This window comes from Natronolimnohabitans sp. A-GB9 (genome assembly GCF_030848565.1).
In the GTDB taxonomy this organism is placed as follows: domain Archaea; phylum Halobacteriota; class Halobacteria; order Halobacteriales; family Natrialbaceae; genus Natronolimnohabitans.
This window is the reverse complement of the sequence record NZ_JAVDDV010000017.1, coordinates 21,640-38,004: the sequence shown is the minus strand read 5'-3', so window position 1 is coordinate 38,004 and position 16,365 is coordinate 21,640. Positions and strand designations below refer to the sequence as shown.

Here is a 16,365-nt window from a genome sequence, read left to right as displayed (position 1 = left end):
GCCGGCATATAGCTTCTGTTGGGCGACCAGCACGTGTCCTGTCGTAGCCACCGCAACGGTGCTCTCTCGAGGGAGGGACGGTCAGCCAACGGTCATAGCTCTAGGGGCGGGATACGACGGGGTACGAATGCTATACTAAACGGCAAAGAGGTGGTTCGGCGAGTAAATGGATTCGCAAGCGATCCGCGACAAGACGGTGCTCGTGACCGGTGGCGCGGGCTTTATCGGGAGTCACCTCGTCGAAGCGCTGGCCCCCCACAACGAGGTCCGGGTCCTCGATAACTTCTCCTCGGGTGATCGATCGCACCTCCCCGACGACGTGACGATCGTCGAGGGGGACGTCGGCGATCCGATCGCACTCCAGGAAGCCGCCCGCGGCGTGGACGTCATCTTCCACCACGCCGCGGTCGTCAGCGTCTCCCGTAGCGTCGACGCCCCACGCCGGAGCAACGAGACGAATCTCGAGGCGAGTCTCCTCCTGCTCGAACAGGCGCGACAAGAGGACGCTCGGGTCGTCGTCGCCTCGAGTGCGGCAGTCTACGGGCATCCCGACGAACTCCCGATCTCGGAGAGCGCCTCGACCGAACCGACCTCCCCCTACGGCATCCAGAAGCTCGCCGTCGATCAGTACACCCGTCGCTACGCGGAACTGTACGATCTGGAGACGGTCGCACTCCGCTACTTCAACGCCTACGGCCCACGTCAGCAGGGCCCCTACAGCGGTGTCATCTCGACGTTTCTCGAGCAGGCCCGTGCGGACGAACCGATCACGATCGAAGGCGACGGCGAGCAGACGCGGGACTTCGTCCACGTCAGCGACATCGTCCGGGCGAACCTGCAGGCGGCGACGACCGAGGCGACCGGCGAGGCGTTCAACATCGGGACCGGTAGCCGAACGTCGATTCGATCGCTAGCAGAGACGATCAAAGCGGCGACCGACTCCTCGTCGCCGATCGTCCACCGCGATCCTCGACCCGGGGACATCAGACACAGCGGTGCGGACATCTCCAAAGCCAATCGGAGGCTCGGGTTCGAGTCGCGAGTGAGTCTCGAGAGCGGCATTCAGTCGCTCGTCGACGGGACCCGACTATCACCGATGGAAGCGAACGCCGAACCGGCCAGCGATTCGATGCGCGAAGGGAATCCTGCGCGTTGAGGCCTGAACATTAGAACCCGATGAATCTCTCGTAAACCGACGTCTGAGGCCCTATACGGGACTTCTATGAGTGTAGGTGAGAGATAACTAACGGTATGCGGAGGCTCACAGAGCCACATGATCGAAAGCCTCATCGTCTTCGCCGTTAGCCTCCTGATCGGCGCAGCAGGGATCTACGTCGGTGCGAAAGTCGTCGTCGACACCGAAGACTACACGTACGCGATTATCACGGCGTTACTCGGAGCGATCGTCTGGGGAGTCGTCGGATTCTTCTTCGGTTGGGTCCCGCTTTTGGGTCCGCTACTCGTCTTCATCGCCTATCTCGCAGTCATCAACGCCCGGTACCCCGGTGGCTGGATCGATGCAGCCGCGATCACGATCGTCGCCTGGCTATCGGTGCTGATCGTCCTGTATGTCCTCGCGCTCATCGGTGTCACCGGATACGAGGCCGCCGGCGTGCCGGGCGTCTAGTGGCTCGCTGTCGGTCCCGACGGGTGACGGCCGCGAGTTCGCCGGACAGGAACGACGACAGCTCACACTCGTTTTGTCCGGTAGTGTATTATTCTCCTCGATCAAGACGGTCACAGAATAGATCGATTACCGACTGAATCGGCCCGAATCCGTGCTAACCGTATCGAACGTCCGACCGAGTTTATTCGAACTCTCGAGCAACGGTCCGCTGTACCACCCCCTGACAGGTTTCGGCGACGGCAACAGTCAACGAGGTGGCCGAAGTATCCGTCCACACGTCCGGGGACCGGACCGATAGCACTCACCGACGCTGCGTCTGCAGGGTACGGATACGAAACGGTAGGCGTCGACTGACCGTACTGCCGTCTCCGACCTTCCGACAGTCAGAATCAGTGAAATACATCATATCAAGAACAATGATACAAGAAAAGCAAGATGTTGATAAAAAACACTTTGTGGAGCCGTCACGACGCTACAGAGAGACGTGAGTGAGTCCAGCCTACTCCAGCCGACATGAGCACTCGAGTCCACATCACGATGCGCGTCGCTCCCGACTCGCCCGCCGAAATCGCAGTGTCGACAGCCGAGAGCATCGAGCCACTCATTCCGATCATCCCACCGGGCCACGTCCGACCGTTCCAACTCGACTGGAGTCCGCATCTGGCGGCCCTGGTCGGCATTCTGGCACTCGTGTTTCTCGGCGGCGTGCTCGTCGCACGGAATCGGATCGACGAACAAAACGCGTTCGTTGCCGATCCGGAACCACACCACGAGGAGTTTCTGACCGATCGGGAACGCGTCCAGCAACTCATCCGCGAGAACGGCGGCCGGATGAAACAGTCGGCGATCGTCGACTCGGTCGACTGGTCGAAGGCGAAAGTCAGCCGGCTGCTCGCCGAACTCGAGGAGGAGGACCGAATCACGAAACTACGACTCGGTCGGGAGAACCTGATCTGTCTGCCAGGTCACGAACCGACCGCGTCTCAATCCCCCGAACAGCCGAAAAACGAGTGATACGGTCCCCTGTCGTCACGTCCCGTCGCTCGCCAGAACGGGTCAGGGGGCACTCGGGACAGCAGTCCGTATAACAGTTGTTTTCCGACGGCGACCGACGGTCGTGGTCGGCTGTGTGCCGCCATAGTTGTCCGTTACGGGTCGAAATAGTTCCGCTGGTTTATCTACCGAACTGGTGAGTAGCCGTTGCCTTTCGAGGGCAGAGACATGAACGCACGCAATCAGCTACTCGTGGTACTCACCGCGTTGATGATGGCCTGTGCAAGCGGTGCGATGGTCGCCGGCGCAGCCCCGGCGGCCGCAGACGACACGGAAGCCGTACCAGACGACCACGACACGGAACCGAACGATACTGCCGACGGGCCACCGGAGAACGTAACGGACGAGGAAGAACCGATCGATGACGAGCCGATGAACGAGGAGACCGCCGAAACGGCCCCACCCGAAGCGGCCGAGTTCGACGCAGCCATCACGTTCAGCGACCAATCCATCGAGGACGACACCGTCGTCGTCGACGACGTCGAACTCGAGGACGGCGGCTTCGTCGTGATCCACGACAGTAGCCTGCTCGTGGGCAACGTCATCGGAAGCGTCATCGGCGTCTCGGAGTATCTCGAGCCGGGTGAGCACGAGAACGTCGAAGTGGCTCTCGACGAACCGCTCGAGGAGGACGAGACACTGATCGCGATGGCTCACCTGGACACGAACGACGACGAGGCGTTCGACTTCGTCGAGACCGACGGTGAAGAGGACGGCCCGTATCTAACTCCCGAGGACGAACCGGTAACTGACCGCGCCGTCGTCACTGCCGATCCCGAAGCGGAACCGATCGAGGAAGAGCCGGTCGATGAACCCGACGCTCTCGAGGATGACGTAATCGAGGTCGGTATCGAGCAGGCGACCGTTTTCGTGTTCGTCGAGCCACCGGACGAAGCCATCGACGAATCGGACGACGGGACCGAAAACGAGTACGGAGAAGACGCTACCGACGGTCGATAGCGAGCAGTGGAACAGTTCCGACAGACGAAACCGTTCGATGTTTTCAACTCAACAGCTGATAGAGGCTACTCGCGGCAACGATCGACAGGACGAGGACGCTCGAGAGCACGGGATCGAGATCTGAGAGCAGCGGAATCCCGAGGCCGGTGAGCGCGATGACCGCGAGTCCAAGGATACAGAGCCCCAGATGCAACTGGAGGATCGTCGACTGCGCCTCGTTGTGGCCGTCGATATACTGTAAGACGTCATCGAAGTGCTCACCCGGCTGGATCGTCTTCGCGTCCGAATCGTACTCGATGACGGCGTCTTCCTGTAACTGTGGCAGATGTGTCTGTTGGAGGGAAACGTAGACGCTTTTGTAGAGATTGTTCGGAACGGGCGTGGTATCGGTTTCACTGGCGGCGATCTCCGAAGCGATATCCGAAACGTCGACCTGGCCGGACTCCTCGGCGAGCAGTTGCACGATAGCCCGTCGCCTGTCGTTGCCGAGGATGTGAAACACCTCACTTTCCTCGAGAGAATCGGTACGATTCGTTTGGACGGACATCGGTCAGACGGCGTGTGCATTAGCGACGGACAGTCCACCACCAGTTACCATACACGACGGCGTTTCGCAGACCACTGACTTTAACTTTTGCAGGCTAGGCCAGAGTCGGATGGACGACGAGGCGGCCGAGGAACGATCCCGTGGCGTAAGGGCAGGATACAATCGGCACCGACGTTCATACTGTCGGACAGCAGTATCAGTGGCGACTACAGTACGGGAACGACAGCAAGGGCAAAAGTAATCGGAAGCAGGAGCGATCCCAATGGCGGGTACTATTCACCCGGCAGGTGTCCACCGGACTGCATCTCGCGATAGGTCGTGCAGGCCGGACAACCATGGACGACGTCACCGTTATCACCGAAGACGCGTGCGAACTGCTGGGTAACGTGTGTCCCGCAGTTTCGACAGCGAGCGCCTGCTGACGACGATTCCATGGGTTTCCAGTCTTGTTGCGTGGATTTCATGGTTGAGGGGGTGTACGCGGACAGTCCTGGAGACCACAGCGTCTCGCGTGGACGGGTCGACCGGTCGGTCGTAGCAAACCGAGACGAGCCATCCACGACGAACGTGGTCGCGTGTTCTCCGAAGACGTCCAGGCGTCATCCTACCGAGGGGGTCTGACGTGAATAAAGGACGGAGACCGTTCAGCCGGCGACGGGCCGTGAGAACCGCGAAATACGCAGTTTCCGGGCGTTAGCAACTGGTATTCCCCGGTGAAACGGCCAGTAACGGAATTTCGTCCCTTCGAGAACGACACCGGATTCAGGCGGCTTTGCCAGTATTCGGCTTCCAAACGAGGACTTGACACCGTTCGCGTGGTCGGAAAGGTATCATTTATTACCCGAAACGAGATGTTTAGCCACCGAATTATCTTATTTCCGTTGTATAAGGTACATCGTTATAAAATACCACTATCGCTTACCGATCGTCGTGCTGGAATGTACAAGCGGTGCTCGCGGCAGCGGTGGACCGTGCTCCCGGCCGACCCCCCTCGTCTCCGCTCCCGCGAGAGCGACTCGAGTCGACCTCCCCGAACCCGGTGAATACGACGATGTCAATGCAAGCAAGTAACACGCGATCGGAATCGACGGCTGACCCGTCCGCCCAACTCGACGTTCTCGGCGATGAGTGTGCGCGGACGATCCTCGTCGCCACGAGCGACGGTCCGAAGACGGCAAAGGAACTAACCAAGCGAACGGACAGCTCGTCCGCGACGGTGTACCGCCGGATCAACAATCTCCTCGAGAGCGATCTCCTGTCGGAGTGCGTTCGGTTCGACGACGATGGATCACACACGACCGCCTACGAGGCGACGATCGAATCGCTTCACGTGCAGATCCAGTCGGACGGTATCGACGTCTCGATGTCGACGGCTGACGAGTAAGCGAGCCGGTAGGATCGGTCCCGATCGACTCGATCGGACTGGCGAGAGACTACTACGGTGACGTATACCGCTCGTACTGTCCTCCTGGCGTCGCGGTGGGCTTCGTTCTCACGTGAAAGAGAATCTCCGGAACGTGCACTTTAGTTCCGTGAACATATATTGAAAGAAGGGCTAACAATGCTGTATGATACGGATAACAAATATCTACTCAATGGAATGGTCACTGTGATTGAGCAATGCACGATCTGACCGGCTTCCAACGGGACCTCCTGTACGTGATCGCAGGCGCCGATCAACCGTCGGGACAGACCGTCAAAGACGAAGTCGAGAAGTACTATAGTTCGGAAATCAATCACGGTCGCCTCTATCCGAATCTCGACACGCTCGTCAACAAGGAGCTGGTCGAGAAAGGGCAACTCGACAGACGAACGAACTACTACGCGATCACGGAGACTGGTCGGGAGCGAATCGATGAACGTCGCGAGTGGGAGGAGCAGTACGTCGATTTTTAGGGTCGCGTTCGAGGCCGCGCAGTCGAAAACTGTCCTACCGATCGTTCGGAGCGGTGTCGCCGGCCACGCGATCGACGGTCGGTCGCGGTGGGACCGTCGTCTCTCGAACGATCAGATCCGATAACCCGGCCATAACAAAGCGGTACAGCGTGCACTGAGCCAACATCCGAGAATGCTCTGCGTGTCGTCTCCAGTTAGGTCGGTTACTACCACACAACGTCCGGTGTCCAAGCGATGAGTCACGAAACGAGTACGCTGACACGATTCAGTGTCGTTCGCCAGTATCCGTTCGATCTCGCTGTCGTTTCCGTCGGCGCGATACTGGCCTACGGAGCCGTAACGTCCCTTCAGGAGGGAAGCGTGGCGCGACTGCTAGCGACCTTCCCGTTAGCGCTTTTTCTTCCGGGATATGCGCTCGTTTCCGTTCTGTTTCCGGCAGGCAACAGGAGTGCTCGAGAGGCGACGGCAACCACGATCGAACGAGAGCCACGCGGTATCGACGTTGTCGAGCGCCTGGGGTTGTCGGTCGCACTCTCACTGGCGGTCGTGCCGGTCGTCGGGCTCGTCCTGCCGCTGACACAGTGGGGTCTGGCAACCGTCCCGGCTGCAGCAACACTCACCGTACTCACGGTGGTGCTCGCACAACTCGGCGTCGTTCGCCGACTCAAAACGCCGACCGCCGAGCGGTTTACTGTCTCCCCACTGCAGGCAATACGGAGACTTCGGCGCGAGGAAAATGCCGTCGCGACGGCTTCGTCGATCGTACTCGTTCTCGCGATCGGGCTGGCGGCCGGTGCGTTACTCGTGGGCTTTCTCGCCCCGGTATCGACGGGCGGATTCACCGAACTGGCACTCTACACTGAAGACGAAGACGGTGAACTGATCGCCGACAACATCGATGGCGAGATCGGCCCGAACGAATCCATCCCAGTCACCGTCTCGATCGATAACCAGGAAGGCGAGGAGACCGACTACACGGTCGTCGTCCAGGAGCAATCCCTCGAGGACGACGAGATCGTCGAGCAGACGGAACTCGAGGAACTCGAGACGACACTCGACGATGAAACGACGGGATACGACGACCTGAACGTCGCACCGACCGCAACGGAGGGCGAAACCGTCCGTATCAGCGTTCTGCTGTTCGAGGGAGAGGCACCGTCGGAGCCGACAAACGAGAACGCGGATGAAGACACGTACTTCTGGGTGACAGTCGAGGGCTGATACTGGCGGACAGAACTATTCACCATCGGTCGCACTACTGCGGCCGTCGCCGGCGGTGACAACCGCGAATTCGCGACCGACGGTTCACTGACTGCTGTCCGCCAGTATGACCGTCTGCACTGACGATCGCAGTTCGGTTCCTGTACCGACACACCCGCGACGGCGTCTCGAGTGCGATCGGTGTGTACAGTATGTTGTCCGGCAGTGATACGGACTGCTGTAATGACGACAGGAGACCGTATGAGAGAGCAGTTCTCGGCGAAGCGGGAACAGTGAGGCGGCGAGAATCAGTGCTCGAACACGGCGAGTCTCGTACGGTCCGTACGGACTCTACGCATCAACTCGCGAGTCCGAACGGCAACTCGAGATCGGGTCGGCGCGAGACGTGCTGGACGATCGAGACGACGAGGACGAGTAGACAGAGTCCCAGCGCAACGGCCGGCGCGACCGTCGCCGTCAACGGGCCAATCGAGAACCACGAGAGTGCAAGCGCCAGGACACCGACGCCGGTCATCGCGACGTATATCTGGTCCCACTGCCGATCGTTCTCGAGTCGCTGATCGAGATACGGATCGAAGACGTCCTCGCGGGGCAGCAGTTCGATCGCGTGATCGTCGGGATCCCAGTCGACGATCCCGTGATCTTCGAGCATCGGCAAGTGGGTCTGGTACAGAGAGATGTACACTCGCCGACGTTGCGTGCGCGTTACGTCGTCCGTGTCGGTGTCGTTCTCCCAGGCAGCGACCTGTTCGACGAGCGGGGCGAGATCACAGCTCCCGCCCTGTTGTTTGAGGTACTGGACGGCCCGTCGCCGACGAGCGTTGCTAAAAACGTCGAACAGTTCGGCCTGTGTTAGTTCGTGGTCAGACATAAGCGTCCTCGCGCTCCCAAATCCGATCTACAGGGGTGTTCGGATACCTCACGCCACCGAATGCCAGACTCTGACACTTTACTATCACTCGGCTACCCACTCGAAATGGAATTGTACCAGTTGACGGCCGTAACTGACATCTATACTGATATGTATCGAAGAGGAAGCAGTGATATCCGACTAATCGCGGACTCTAACGGCTGTATCGCCGTTTCACATAACGCGATCGAACGACCACGGTATAGTTCCTGACTACGAGCCCGTCAGGTCGGGGATAACAAAGCCGTGTTACCGGCTGTAACAGCACGATTGCCCACGCGGGTGTCGAGTAATCGATGATGCATCAACGAAAACGAACGTTCGGATCCGACGGTACGGACTCGAGCAACGGAGGTGTCGCTCGATGAATGGATTCGTTCACGGCGACGACTGTACAGTCGACGACGACGCGACGGTCGGACACGGCGAGTTCGACGAGCCGACCCGTATCGGCGATGGAGCGACGATCAGGGCCGGTTCGATCGTCTACGGCGACGTCACCATCGGTGACGAGTTCACCACGGGCCACGACGTCTTGGTCCGGGAAGGAACGACGATCGGTGACGACGTCCTCGTCGGGACGAAGACGGTCATCGATGGCCAGACGACGATCGGCTCGCACGTCAGTCTCCAGACGAACGTCTACATCCCGACAGAGACGACTATCGAGGACAACGTCTTCATCGGGCCGAGTGCGGCACTGACCAACGACGAGTATCCGATTCGGACGGACAACGGCCTCGAAGGGCCGACGATCGAGGAAGGCGCATCGATCGGCGCCAACGCCACGCTGTTGCCCGGCGTCACGGTCGGTGAGAACGCCTTCGTTGCGGCCGGGTCGGTCGTCACGGAAGACGTTCCGCCGAACACGCTCGCCGTCGGGACACCGGCGACGACCCAGGCGTTGCCCGAACCGCTCGAGGGAGCAAACCAGATCGCATGACGGTCGACGACACCAATACGGAGACCGCGTCCGACACGGAACCGGCCGAGACGGACGGCGGTGTCTCGGAGGCGGAGTCGTCGAGCACCGGCTCAACCGAAGCGACGGGAACGACGACCGACGTCTCGATCGCGGCTCCCGAGCTCGGTGCCGGTGCCGTCGAGCGCGTCGAGTCGGTCCTCGAGAGCGGCATGCTCGCCGACGGACCCGAAGTTCGGAGCTTCGAGGACGAGTTCGCCGCCTACTGCGGGACCGATCGAGCCGTCGCGACCTCGAACGGGACGACCGCCCTCCACGCCGCGCTCGAAGCACTCGGTCTCGAGGAGGGACAGGCCGTAATCACGTCACCGTTTTCTTTCGTCGCCAGCGCGAACGCGATCAGGCTCGCCGGCGGCAAACCTGTCTTCGCCGATATCGATCCCGAGACGTACACACTCGATCCGAACGATGTCGAGCGGACGCTCGAGGAACGCGACGACGTCGTCGGCCTGCTCCCGGTCCACCTCTACGGGCTGGCAGCCGAGATGGATCGACTCCGTGCGATCGCCGACGCCCACGACCTGTTCGTCCTCGAGGATGCCTGTCAGGCACACGGTGCGACGATCAACGGCGACCGCGTCGGCTCACTCGGTGACGCCGCCTGCTTCTCGTTTTACCCGACGAAGAACATGACAACCGGCGAAGGCGGGATCATCACGACCGACCGCGACGACGTCGCCGACCGGGCCGCAGGCTACGTCAACCACGGCCGAGACGTCGGCAACGGCGGCAGCTACGAACACGTCGACCTCGGGCACAACTTCCGCATGACGAGTCTCGCCGCCGCGATCGGTCGAGCGCAACTCGAGCGGCTCCCCGAATTCAACCGGAACCGGCGAGAAACCGCCGCCTACTACGACGAGCAACTGGCGGAACTCCCCGTCGAGACACCGACCGAACCCGACGGGTATCGGCACGTCTACCATCAGTATACGATCCGGACCGACGACCGAAAAACGCTCGCAGCGACGCTCGACGACCACGGCGTCGATACCGGTGTTTACTACGGCACACCGATCCACCGTCAGCCGGCCTACGAGACGGTGAGTTCCGCGGCAGCGTCGCTGCCAAACGCCGAACGGGCTGCCGAGACGGTCCTCTCGCTTCCCGTCCATCCGAATCTCTCCGAAGCGGGTCGACGAACCGTCGTCGAAGCAGTGCAGGGTCACTTCAACTCCCAATGAACGAAACACCTTCACGACCGATTCGAGCCGGCGTCATCGGCGTCGGCTCGATGGGTGAGAATCATGCGCGCGTGTATAGTGAACTCTCCGACGTCGAACTCACCTGTGTTACGGACCACGACGGCGACATCGCCCGACGGGTCGCCGTCGAGTACGGAACCGAGGCCGTCGGGTTCGAAACCGCTCTCGGGCGCTGTGACGTCGTCACGGTCGCGGTGCCGACGGCGGCCCACTACGACGTCGTGTCGGACTGTCTCGACGCCGGCGTCCACGTCCTCGTCGAGAAACCGATCGCCGAGACGATCGAACAGGGTCGGGACTTAGCCCAGCAGGCCGCGGCAAACGATCTCGTCTTGCAAGTCGGTCACATCGAGCGGTTCAACCCGGCCGTCCGGACCGTCACCGAGTTGATCGACGACGTAGACGTCATCAGTCTCGAGGCCGAACGGCTCGGGCCACCGCTCGATCGTGACGCGCTTGGCAACGTCGTCTCGGACCTGATGGTCCACGACATCGACATCGTCGGCGCATTACTCGACGACCAGCCCGATTCGGTGACCGCGATGGGTACCGAATCCGGCCAGTACGCGACGGCGACGATGGAGTTCGACGACGTCGTCGCCTCGCTGACGGCGAGTCGCGTGACCCAGAAGAAGGTTCGAAAGCTCACCATCACCGCCCGCGAGTGTCTCCTCGAGGTCGACTACCTCGAGCAGTCCGTCCTGATCCACCGCAACTCCTACCCCGAGTACGTCGTCGACGACGGAAAGCGCCGGTATCGACACGAAAGCGTCATCGAGCGCCCGCGGGTCGACAACGGCGAACCGTTGCGCCACGAACTCGAGGCCTTCCTCGAGGCTGTCCGGACCGACTCCGAGCCCGTCGTCACTGCGGAAGACGGTATCGAAGCCCTCGAGACGGTCACGACGGTCGAATCGCTCATCGGAGAGGGAACACAGCGACGGGAGGTGGAAGCCCGATGAGCAGCGAGACGAACGAAACGGAGACACCGAGTCGCGACGGCTCGAGCGTCGGGCTCTACGGCTCGAGCGAGTCGCTCGCTCGTCAGCGCGAACTGCTCACGGCGGGCGAGCTTCCAGTCGCCGTCTACGGCCTCGGGAAGATGGGGCTCCCGCTTGCCGGTGTCTACGCGGAGACGACGGGCAACGTGACCGGCGTCGACGTCGACCCCGACGTCGTCGAGACGATCAACGACGGCGAGAGCCACGTCGTCGGCGAACCGGGACTGGACGGCCTCGTCGCCGAACAGGTCGCTGACGGACGGCTCGAGGCGACGACCGACGGCCCGGCGGCGGCCACTGACGCAGCGATCCACGTCATCATCGTGCCGACGCTGCTCGACGACGAGAACGAGCCCAACCTGGCAACGGTCGAATCTGTCGTCGACGACATCGCAGCCGGACTGGCTCCGGGCGATCTGGTGATCGCCGAGTCGACGCTGCCGCCGACGAGCTGTCGTGACGTCCTCGAGCCCCACCTCGAGCAAGAGAGCGGCCTCGCAGCCGACGAGTTCGGGCTCGCGTTTTGTCCCGAGCGGACCTCGAGCGGCCGCGCACTCGAGGATATCCGCGGTGCGTATCCGAAGGTCGTCGGCGGCGTCGACGACGAGAGCACGCGCGCCGCCGCGGTCGTCTACGACGAACTCTCGGACAACGAGGTCCATCCGGTCTCGGACGCGACGACGGCGGAAGCCGTCAAGGTGTTCGAGGGCGTCTACCGCGACGTCAACATCGGATTGGCCAACGAACTCGGTCGGCTGGCCGACGAACTCGGTATTTCGGTCCGCGAAGCGATCGAGACGGCCAACGATCTGCCGATGTGTCAGCTCCACGATCCTGGCCCGGGCGTCGGGGGCCATTGCATTCCCTACTATCCACACTTCCTGCTCTCGCAGAACGAAGCGCCGATGGATCTGACACGGACCGCCCGACGGATCAACGACGAAATGCCGGCGGTCGTCGTCGATCGCCTCGAGAGCGAACTGTCGACGACCGGAACCGAACTCGAGGGCGCGTCGGTGGTCGTCCTCGGCATTACCTATCGACCGGGCGTCGAGGAAACGCGTGCCTCGCCCGCGATCGGCGTCATCGACGAGTTAAACGACCGCGGCGCGGACGTCGCGGGTGTCGACCCACTCGTCGATCCGGCCGAGTACGGCGCTCGAGCCGTCGACGTCGACGACCTCACCGAGATGGCGTTCGACGCCGCAGTGATCGTCACGCCCCACGAAGCGTTCGAGGAAATCCCGTGGGCCGACCTCGAGCCGATGGTCGTCGTCGACGGCCGAGACGCAGTCGACCTCTCAGAGACGCCACATCGGGAGTACACCCTCGCGGGGACCGTGGACGGTCGATCACCGACCGAAGCCGACGGCGGAAGCGAACGGATCCCCCCGGACGATCGGTCGGTGACTGCGGACGGCGGCGTCGTCGGGCAAGCGACCGATTCAGACAGCAACGACGAGACGACCGACGGAAACGATGTATAAGGACAACCGAATCGGCGTCGTAATCACGGCCTACGACGAGGCGGCGTTCGTCGGCGAGGTCATCGAGACGGTTCCCGACTTCGTCGACCGGATCTACGCCGTCGACGACGCCTCGCCGGACGACAGCTGGGCCGTGATCCAGCAGGTCGCATCGCGGGTCAACGAACACGCCGAACCGGAGCCGGAGCTTACGGTCACCGACGGCGGTGACGCGCGTCGTGTCGTCCCGATCCGTCACGAAGAAAACCGTGGCTACGGCGCGGCGGTCAAAACGGGGTACAGACACGCCGCCGACGACGGAATGGACGTCGTGGCCGTGATGAACGGCGACGGACAGATGGATCCCGACATCCTGGATCGGATCATCGACCCGATCGTCGAAGGTGAGGCCGACTACGCGAAGGGGAACCGCCTGCTTCACCCCGACGACCGCGAGGGGATGTCGACGTTCCGATTCGTTGGCAACTCCCTGCTCACTGGTCTCTCGAAGTTCGCTTCGGGCTACTGGACGATCAGCGACCCACAGAACGGCTATACGGCTATCTCACGGGAGGCGATCGAGGAGCTCGACCTCGAGTCGATCACCGACCAGTACGGCTTCCTCAATCATCTCCTTACACACCTCAACGTCAACGACTGTCGGGTCGCCGACGTCGCGATGTCGGCCGTCTACGGCGACGAGACCTCCAGTATTCGATACGTCCCGTTCGTCCGGTACGTCTCCCTGCTGTTGCTCCGGAGTTTCCTCTGGCGACTGAAACAGCGGTACGTCGTCCAGCGGTTCCACCCAGCCGTCGTCTTCTACGGCGCCGGCAGCGCCGGACTGGTCGGTGGCAGCGCCGGCCTCGGTGCCTCGCTGGCCCGGTCACTTCGCGGGAAAGACGGCTTTTCCGGTGCGATCGCTTCGTTCGTGGCCCTCGTCGTTGGACTGGTCGCGCTCGGTATCGCGATCTACTTCGACGCCGAGGAGAACGAGGAACTCGAAGTGACCAGATACGAGTACAGCGGGGTCGGTTCCAACGTCGAACGATCGCCGAGTCAATCGATCGAGTAGCGAACGATATCCTCGCCCTCACAGGCCGGACACCGGGTCGTATCGGCCGAGACAGTCGTCCCGCAGTTGCGACACTCGTAGATGACCGTCACGTGATCGTTCTCGCCATCGTCTGCTGTCGCCGCCGGCGAGTCGGTGTCGGGTTCCGATCCAGCGAAGAGGCCGGACAACAGGCGAGAGAGACTCATAGAACTCGGATACTGGCAGTTATTGCGATTCACTGATAAGTGTTTCGCGATCGGTCACAATCGAGTAACGACTCCTAACACCAAAAATCCGTTCTGATCGGCACGAGATCGTATATTTCACCGAATTCAACCATTAGTTGAGTGAGAAGGTTTACGTTTGCATACTGGACTTCATCTCAGTATATGGAATACGAAGCGACGGACCACGACGCGGAACCGGACGAGGGACGTACAGCGACGGCGACGATCACAGCGACACGGACGCGACGGGACGGCACTGCCGAACCGGCAAACGTGGTGACGATCATCGGACACGAGACGCCCTCGAGTTTCGAGATCACCGTCGACGGCGAAATCGACGTCCTCGAGGCGGAGCGTTCCGCCACCTCGACCGTCGTATCGGGGTCGACGGTCGAAGGAACGATCGAAAGCGACACGATCCGCTTTGCGTTTACCGGCGAACTCACGGACATCACGTTCGTCGATCGGCAGATCACGGGCGTCTCGCCGGCGACCGCACCGAACGTCCACGTCGACTACGCCGCCCCCGAGCAGTCCTGATCGTAACAGTATCGGAGACGTCGATACCGGGTCGAACGCGAGTTCGTGGCCGCCACCGTCGGAGACGATCCGTTCATACTGTTGGACAGCACGATTCGACGATCGGTCGCGCGACTGCGGCCGTCCCGACGGTGATGGCCGCGCGTTCGCGACCGACGGCTCACTGACTGCTGTCCGACAGTATCAGGTAGGAGACAACAGTATCTTGTAGCGTGCGCGGTATCTATCGGACGACCGTTCCGAACGAAACGAGCAAACTATGACCGATACGAATCCGGACGAACGCGACGACGAACCGGACGACAGCTGGATGGAGCCCGTCGACGACGAGATCCTCGAATTGATGCAAGATCCGGACGTCTTCGAGCCGTCCCACATCGACGACGCGGGGATCTGTCGCGGCCCGGACGCGGCCAACCGGTGTCGGGCGCTCGCAAAACACGGGCTACTCGAGCGGCTAGCCATCGGAATGTACGACATCACTGAAACCGGCGAGCGATACCTCGAGGGCGAGGTCGACCCCGACGAACTCGAGAAAACCGCCTTCGAAGACCTCTAAGTTGGAACCGTCTAGCCCACGAGGGCGTCACCGTTATCCGTCGACGGCGTTCGGGACGTGTGTCTCGAGCATCTCGGTGACGTCGTCGGCACTGACGAACCCCTCGGCACGGCGATCGATCACCTCGCCGTCGGCAAACAGGAGCAGTGTCGGGACCGAACTGATATCGAACCGTTCGACGAGCCCGATATCGTCACCGGGGTTGAGCAGGCCGACCGGCACGTCAGTCGCCCGGGCGACGTTTCCCAACACCGGTTCCATCGCCTGACACTTCGAGCAGCCGTTGGTGTAGAACTCGACGAGAGCGACCTCGTGTCGTTCGAGGAACGTCTCGAGTTCATCACTGTCTGTGAGTCGTGTCGGTTTGGCTGTGTCTTCCATACGATACGTAGTGGCTGTACGCTGATACGGATTGCTGTACCCACCCCTCATACGGACTGCTGTGCCGCTGTCCCGCCGATCACCAGAGAGGGGTCGGATCGACCGCGATGAACGAACTCGGCGTCGATCCACTGGAATGAATTCACCTGAAGCGATCGAGAACGGGGAGCGAACACCTCTCAGCCGATACGCCGTCGAATCGACGGTCGATGCGCCACTAGCCGACGGTGTGACCGGTTTTCGTCGATCGGTATCTCACTGTTTCGACCGAAACCATCCGTATAATCGATCGGCTGAAACGAACCGTCGAGGGGGGCTTTATGTTCCATCCACATACGACGGTCCGATGACTGTACCGACTCTCGATGGACACACATCGCGACGGAAATCGACCCTGTTCTGCTGGGAGTGTGACCACTCGAGCCCGATCGACGGCGACTGGGTCCTACGAACCCGTGATCGTCACATCGAGTACGTCTGTCCCGACTGTGAGACGACGCTCACGAGACGGCCGCGTCGCGAAAACGCCGACCGCGACGGAACTGGCGACGATCGATCGACGGCCCGATCGGCCACACCGTAGCGACGAGTGCCTCTCGCGATGCCGTGAGTCCGATGTGAGCAGCGACGTCCGACGACAGCGAGGGGCTCGAAAACCGCCAGTAATGTCACGCCGACCACCGTCGGTCCGGACGACTCATGTCGAGGTTCGAATATATTCCAGACAGCCATA

Annotated in this window: 20 protein-coding genes; 15 read left to right on the top strand and 5 right to left on the bottom strand. The window is 61.5% G+C overall.

The features are described 5' to 3' along the window. The first annotated feature begins 166 nt into the window (after nt 1-166). The 4 genes from RBH26_RS16780 (at nt 167) to RBH26_RS16765 (ending at nt 3,640) form a co-directional block, all read left to right on the top strand. A complete protein-coding gene (locus RBH26_RS16780) occupies nt 167-1,156 on the top strand; it encodes an NAD-dependent epimerase/dehydratase family protein (RefSeq protein ID WP_306759534.1) in 990 nt (329 codons plus the stop codon). A gap of 117 nt (nt 1,157-1,273) precedes the next feature. Next, the gene (locus RBH26_RS16775; protein WP_306759533.1) at nt 1,274-1,627 is read left to right on the top strand and encodes a hypothetical protein; all 354 of its coding nucleotides are present in this window, start codon (nt 1,274-1,276) and stop codon (nt 1,625-1,627) included. A 513-nt stretch (nt 1,628-2,140) separates the two neighbouring features. Then, a complete protein-coding gene (locus tag RBH26_RS16770; protein ID WP_306759532.1) occupies nt 2,141-2,641 on the top strand; it encodes a hypothetical protein in 501 nt (166 codons plus the stop codon). 207 nt (nt 2,642-2,848) lie between these two features. Then, nucleotides 2,849-3,640: a hypothetical protein gene (locus RBH26_RS16765; RefSeq protein ID WP_306759531.1), complete on the top strand. Its 792-nt coding sequence runs from the start codon at nt 2,849-2,851 to the stop codon at nt 3,638-3,640. 43 nt (nt 3,641-3,683) lie between these two features. Here RBH26_RS16765 and RBH26_RS16760 read toward each other — a convergent pair whose 3' ends face one another. Beyond that, complete coding sequence (locus tag RBH26_RS16760; protein WP_306759530.1) at nt 3,684-4,187, bottom strand: ArsR family transcriptional regulator; 504 nt, start codon at nt 4,185-4,187, stop codon at nt 3,684-3,686. Between the two features lie 272 nt (nt 4,188-4,459). After that, a complete protein-coding gene (locus tag RBH26_RS16755; RefSeq protein ID WP_306759529.1) occupies nt 4,460-4,651 on the bottom strand; it encodes a hypothetical protein in 192 nt (63 codons plus the stop codon). A gap of 587 nt (nt 4,652-5,238) precedes the next feature. On the opposite strand from RBH26_RS16755, the gene RBH26_RS16750 reads away from it, so the two are divergent. The 3 genes from RBH26_RS16750 to RBH26_RS16740 all read left to right on the top strand — a co-directional run bounded on the left by RBH26_RS16750 (nt 5,239) and on the right by RBH26_RS16740 (nt 7,304). Beyond that, the gene (locus tag RBH26_RS16750) at nt 5,239-5,571 is read left to right on the top strand and encodes a helix-turn-helix domain-containing protein (protein ID WP_306759528.1); all 333 of its coding nucleotides are present in this window, start codon (nt 5,239-5,241) and stop codon (nt 5,569-5,571) included. A gap of 236 nt (nt 5,572-5,807) precedes the next feature. After that, the gene (locus RBH26_RS16745; RefSeq protein ID WP_306759527.1) at nt 5,808-6,083 is read left to right on the top strand and encodes a PadR family transcriptional regulator; all 276 of its coding nucleotides are present in this window, start codon (nt 5,808-5,810) and stop codon (nt 6,081-6,083) included. Nucleotides 6,084-6,317: 234 nt separating this feature from the next. Next, nucleotides 6,318-7,304, top strand: a complete 987-nt coding sequence (locus RBH26_RS16740) for a DUF1616 domain-containing protein (protein ID WP_306759526.1) — start codon at nt 6,318-6,320, stop codon at nt 7,302-7,304. 337 nt (nt 7,305-7,641) lie between these two features. Here RBH26_RS16740 and RBH26_RS16735 read toward each other — a convergent pair whose 3' ends face one another. Then, nucleotides 7,642-8,175, bottom strand: coding sequence for a hypothetical protein (locus tag RBH26_RS16735; protein WP_306759525.1), 534 nt, complete (start codon nt 8,173-8,175; stop codon nt 7,642-7,644). A 403-nt stretch (nt 8,176-8,578) separates the two neighbouring features. Between RBH26_RS16735 and RBH26_RS16730 the strand changes: the two genes are divergently transcribed. From RBH26_RS16730 to RBH26_RS16710, 5 genes are read left to right on the top strand one after another with little or no spacing between them, the layout of a single operon-like run. Beyond that, nucleotides 8,579-9,157 carry an acyltransferase gene (locus RBH26_RS16730; RefSeq protein WP_306759524.1) on the top strand — a complete coding sequence of 193 codons (579 nt, stop codon included), beginning with the start codon at nt 8,579-8,581 and terminating at the stop codon, nt 9,155-9,157. Continuing rightward, on the top strand, nt 9,154-10,380 hold the full coding sequence (locus RBH26_RS16725) for a DegT/DnrJ/EryC1/StrS family aminotransferase (RefSeq protein WP_306759523.1): 1,227 nt from the start codon (nt 9,154-9,156) through the stop codon (nt 10,378-10,380). Before RBH26_RS16730 ends, RBH26_RS16725 begins: the two co-directional genes overlap by 4 nt. Further along, the gene (locus RBH26_RS16720) at nt 10,377-11,363 is read left to right on the top strand and encodes a Gfo/Idh/MocA family oxidoreductase (RefSeq protein ID WP_306759522.1); all 987 of its coding nucleotides are present in this window, start codon (nt 10,377-10,379) and stop codon (nt 11,361-11,363) included. The genes RBH26_RS16725 and RBH26_RS16720 overlap by 4 nt, the downstream gene beginning before the upstream one ends. Beyond that, nucleotides 11,360-12,889: a nucleotide sugar dehydrogenase gene (locus RBH26_RS16715; protein ID WP_306759521.1), complete on the top strand. Its 1,530-nt coding sequence runs from the start codon at nt 11,360-11,362 to the stop codon at nt 12,887-12,889. Before RBH26_RS16720 ends, RBH26_RS16715 begins: the two co-directional genes overlap by 4 nt. Continuing rightward, nucleotides 12,882-13,943 (top strand): glycosyltransferase family 2 protein, encoded by a 1,062-nt coding sequence (locus RBH26_RS16710; protein WP_306759520.1) that lies wholly within the window; start codon nt 12,882-12,884, stop codon nt 13,941-13,943. The genes RBH26_RS16715 and RBH26_RS16710 overlap by 8 nt, the downstream gene beginning before the upstream one ends. On the opposite strand, the gene RBH26_RS16705 is transcribed toward RBH26_RS16710, so the two are convergent. Further along, complete coding sequence (locus RBH26_RS16705; protein ID WP_306759519.1) at nt 13,928-14,131, bottom strand: hypothetical protein; 204 nt, start codon at nt 14,129-14,131, stop codon at nt 13,928-13,930. The two genes, RBH26_RS16710 and RBH26_RS16705, sit on opposite strands and share 16 nt — an antisense overlap. Nucleotides 14,132-14,314: 183 nt before the next feature. Between RBH26_RS16705 and RBH26_RS16700 the strand changes: the two genes are divergently transcribed. Next, on the top strand, nt 14,315-14,692 hold the full coding sequence (locus RBH26_RS16700) for a hypothetical protein (RefSeq protein ID WP_306759518.1): 378 nt from the start codon (nt 14,315-14,317) through the stop codon (nt 14,690-14,692). 259 nt (nt 14,693-14,951) lie between these two features. Then, entirely contained in the window at nt 14,952-15,251 is a 300-nt protein-coding gene (locus tag RBH26_RS16695) for a hypothetical protein (RefSeq protein ID WP_306759517.1), read from the top strand. 33 nt (nt 15,252-15,284) lie between these two features. Here RBH26_RS16695 and RBH26_RS16690 read toward each other — a convergent pair whose 3' ends face one another. After that, nucleotides 15,285-15,632 (bottom strand): thioredoxin family protein, encoded by a 348-nt coding sequence (locus tag RBH26_RS16690; protein WP_306759516.1) that lies wholly within the window; start codon nt 15,630-15,632, stop codon nt 15,285-15,287. Nucleotides 15,633-15,978: 346 nt separating this feature from the next. Between RBH26_RS16690 and RBH26_RS16685 the strand changes: the two genes are divergently transcribed. Then, nucleotides 15,979-16,215 (top strand): hypothetical protein, encoded by a 237-nt coding sequence (locus tag RBH26_RS16685; RefSeq protein WP_306759566.1) that lies wholly within the window; start codon nt 15,979-15,981, stop codon nt 16,213-16,215. Nucleotides 16,216-16,365: the final 150 nt, after the last annotated feature.

Coding starts and splice junctions, on each gene's coding strand:
- RBH26_RS16780 (WP_306759534.1), top strand. CDS start 167: ATGGATTCGCAAGCGATCCGCGACAAGACGGTGCTCGTGACCGGTGGC.
- RBH26_RS16775 (WP_306759533.1), top strand. CDS start 1,274: ATGATCGAAAGCCTCATCGTCTTCGCCGTTAGCCTCCTGATCGGCGCA.
- RBH26_RS16770 (WP_306759532.1), top strand. CDS start 2,141: ATGAGCACTCGAGTCCACATCACGATGCGCGTCGCTCCCGACTCGCCC.
- RBH26_RS16765 (WP_306759531.1), top strand. CDS start 2,849: ATGAACGCACGCAATCAGCTACTCGTGGTACTCACCGCGTTGATGATG.
- RBH26_RS16760 (WP_306759530.1), bottom strand. CDS start 4,187: ATGTCCGTCCAAACGAATCGTACCGATTCTCTCGAGGAAAGTGAGGTG.
- RBH26_RS16755 (WP_306759529.1), bottom strand. CDS start 4,651: ATGAAATCCACGCAACAAGACTGGAAACCCATGGAATCGTCGTCAGCA.
- RBH26_RS16750 (WP_306759528.1), top strand. CDS start 5,239: ATGTCAATGCAAGCAAGTAACACGCGATCGGAATCGACGGCTGACCCG.
- RBH26_RS16745 (WP_306759527.1), top strand. CDS start 5,808: ATGCACGATCTGACCGGCTTCCAACGGGACCTCCTGTACGTGATCGCA.
- RBH26_RS16740 (WP_306759526.1), top strand. CDS start 6,318: ATGAGTCACGAAACGAGTACGCTGACACGATTCAGTGTCGTTCGCCAG.
- RBH26_RS16735 (WP_306759525.1), bottom strand. CDS start 8,175: ATGTCTGACCACGAACTAACACAGGCCGAACTGTTCGACGTTTTTAGC.
- RBH26_RS16730 (WP_306759524.1), top strand. CDS start 8,579: ATGAATGGATTCGTTCACGGCGACGACTGTACAGTCGACGACGACGCG.
- RBH26_RS16725 (WP_306759523.1), top strand. CDS start 9,154: ATGACGGTCGACGACACCAATACGGAGACCGCGTCCGACACGGAACCG.
- RBH26_RS16720 (WP_306759522.1), top strand. CDS start 10,377: ATGAACGAAACACCTTCACGACCGATTCGAGCCGGCGTCATCGGCGTC.
- RBH26_RS16715 (WP_306759521.1), top strand. CDS start 11,360: ATGAGCAGCGAGACGAACGAAACGGAGACACCGAGTCGCGACGGCTCG.
- RBH26_RS16710 (WP_306759520.1), top strand. CDS start 12,882: ATGTATAAGGACAACCGAATCGGCGTCGTAATCACGGCCTACGACGAG.
- RBH26_RS16705 (WP_306759519.1), bottom strand. CDS start 14,131: ATGAGTCTCTCTCGCCTGTTGTCCGGCCTCTTCGCTGGATCGGAACCC.
- RBH26_RS16700 (WP_306759518.1), top strand. CDS start 14,315: ATGGAATACGAAGCGACGGACCACGACGCGGAACCGGACGAGGGACGT.
- RBH26_RS16695 (WP_306759517.1), top strand. CDS start 14,952: ATGACCGATACGAATCCGGACGAACGCGACGACGAACCGGACGACAGC.
- RBH26_RS16690 (WP_306759516.1), bottom strand. CDS start 15,632: ATGGAAGACACAGCCAAACCGACACGACTCACAGACAGTGATGAACTC.
- RBH26_RS16685 (WP_306759566.1), top strand. CDS start 15,979: ATGACTGTACCGACTCTCGATGGACACACATCGCGACGGAAATCGACC.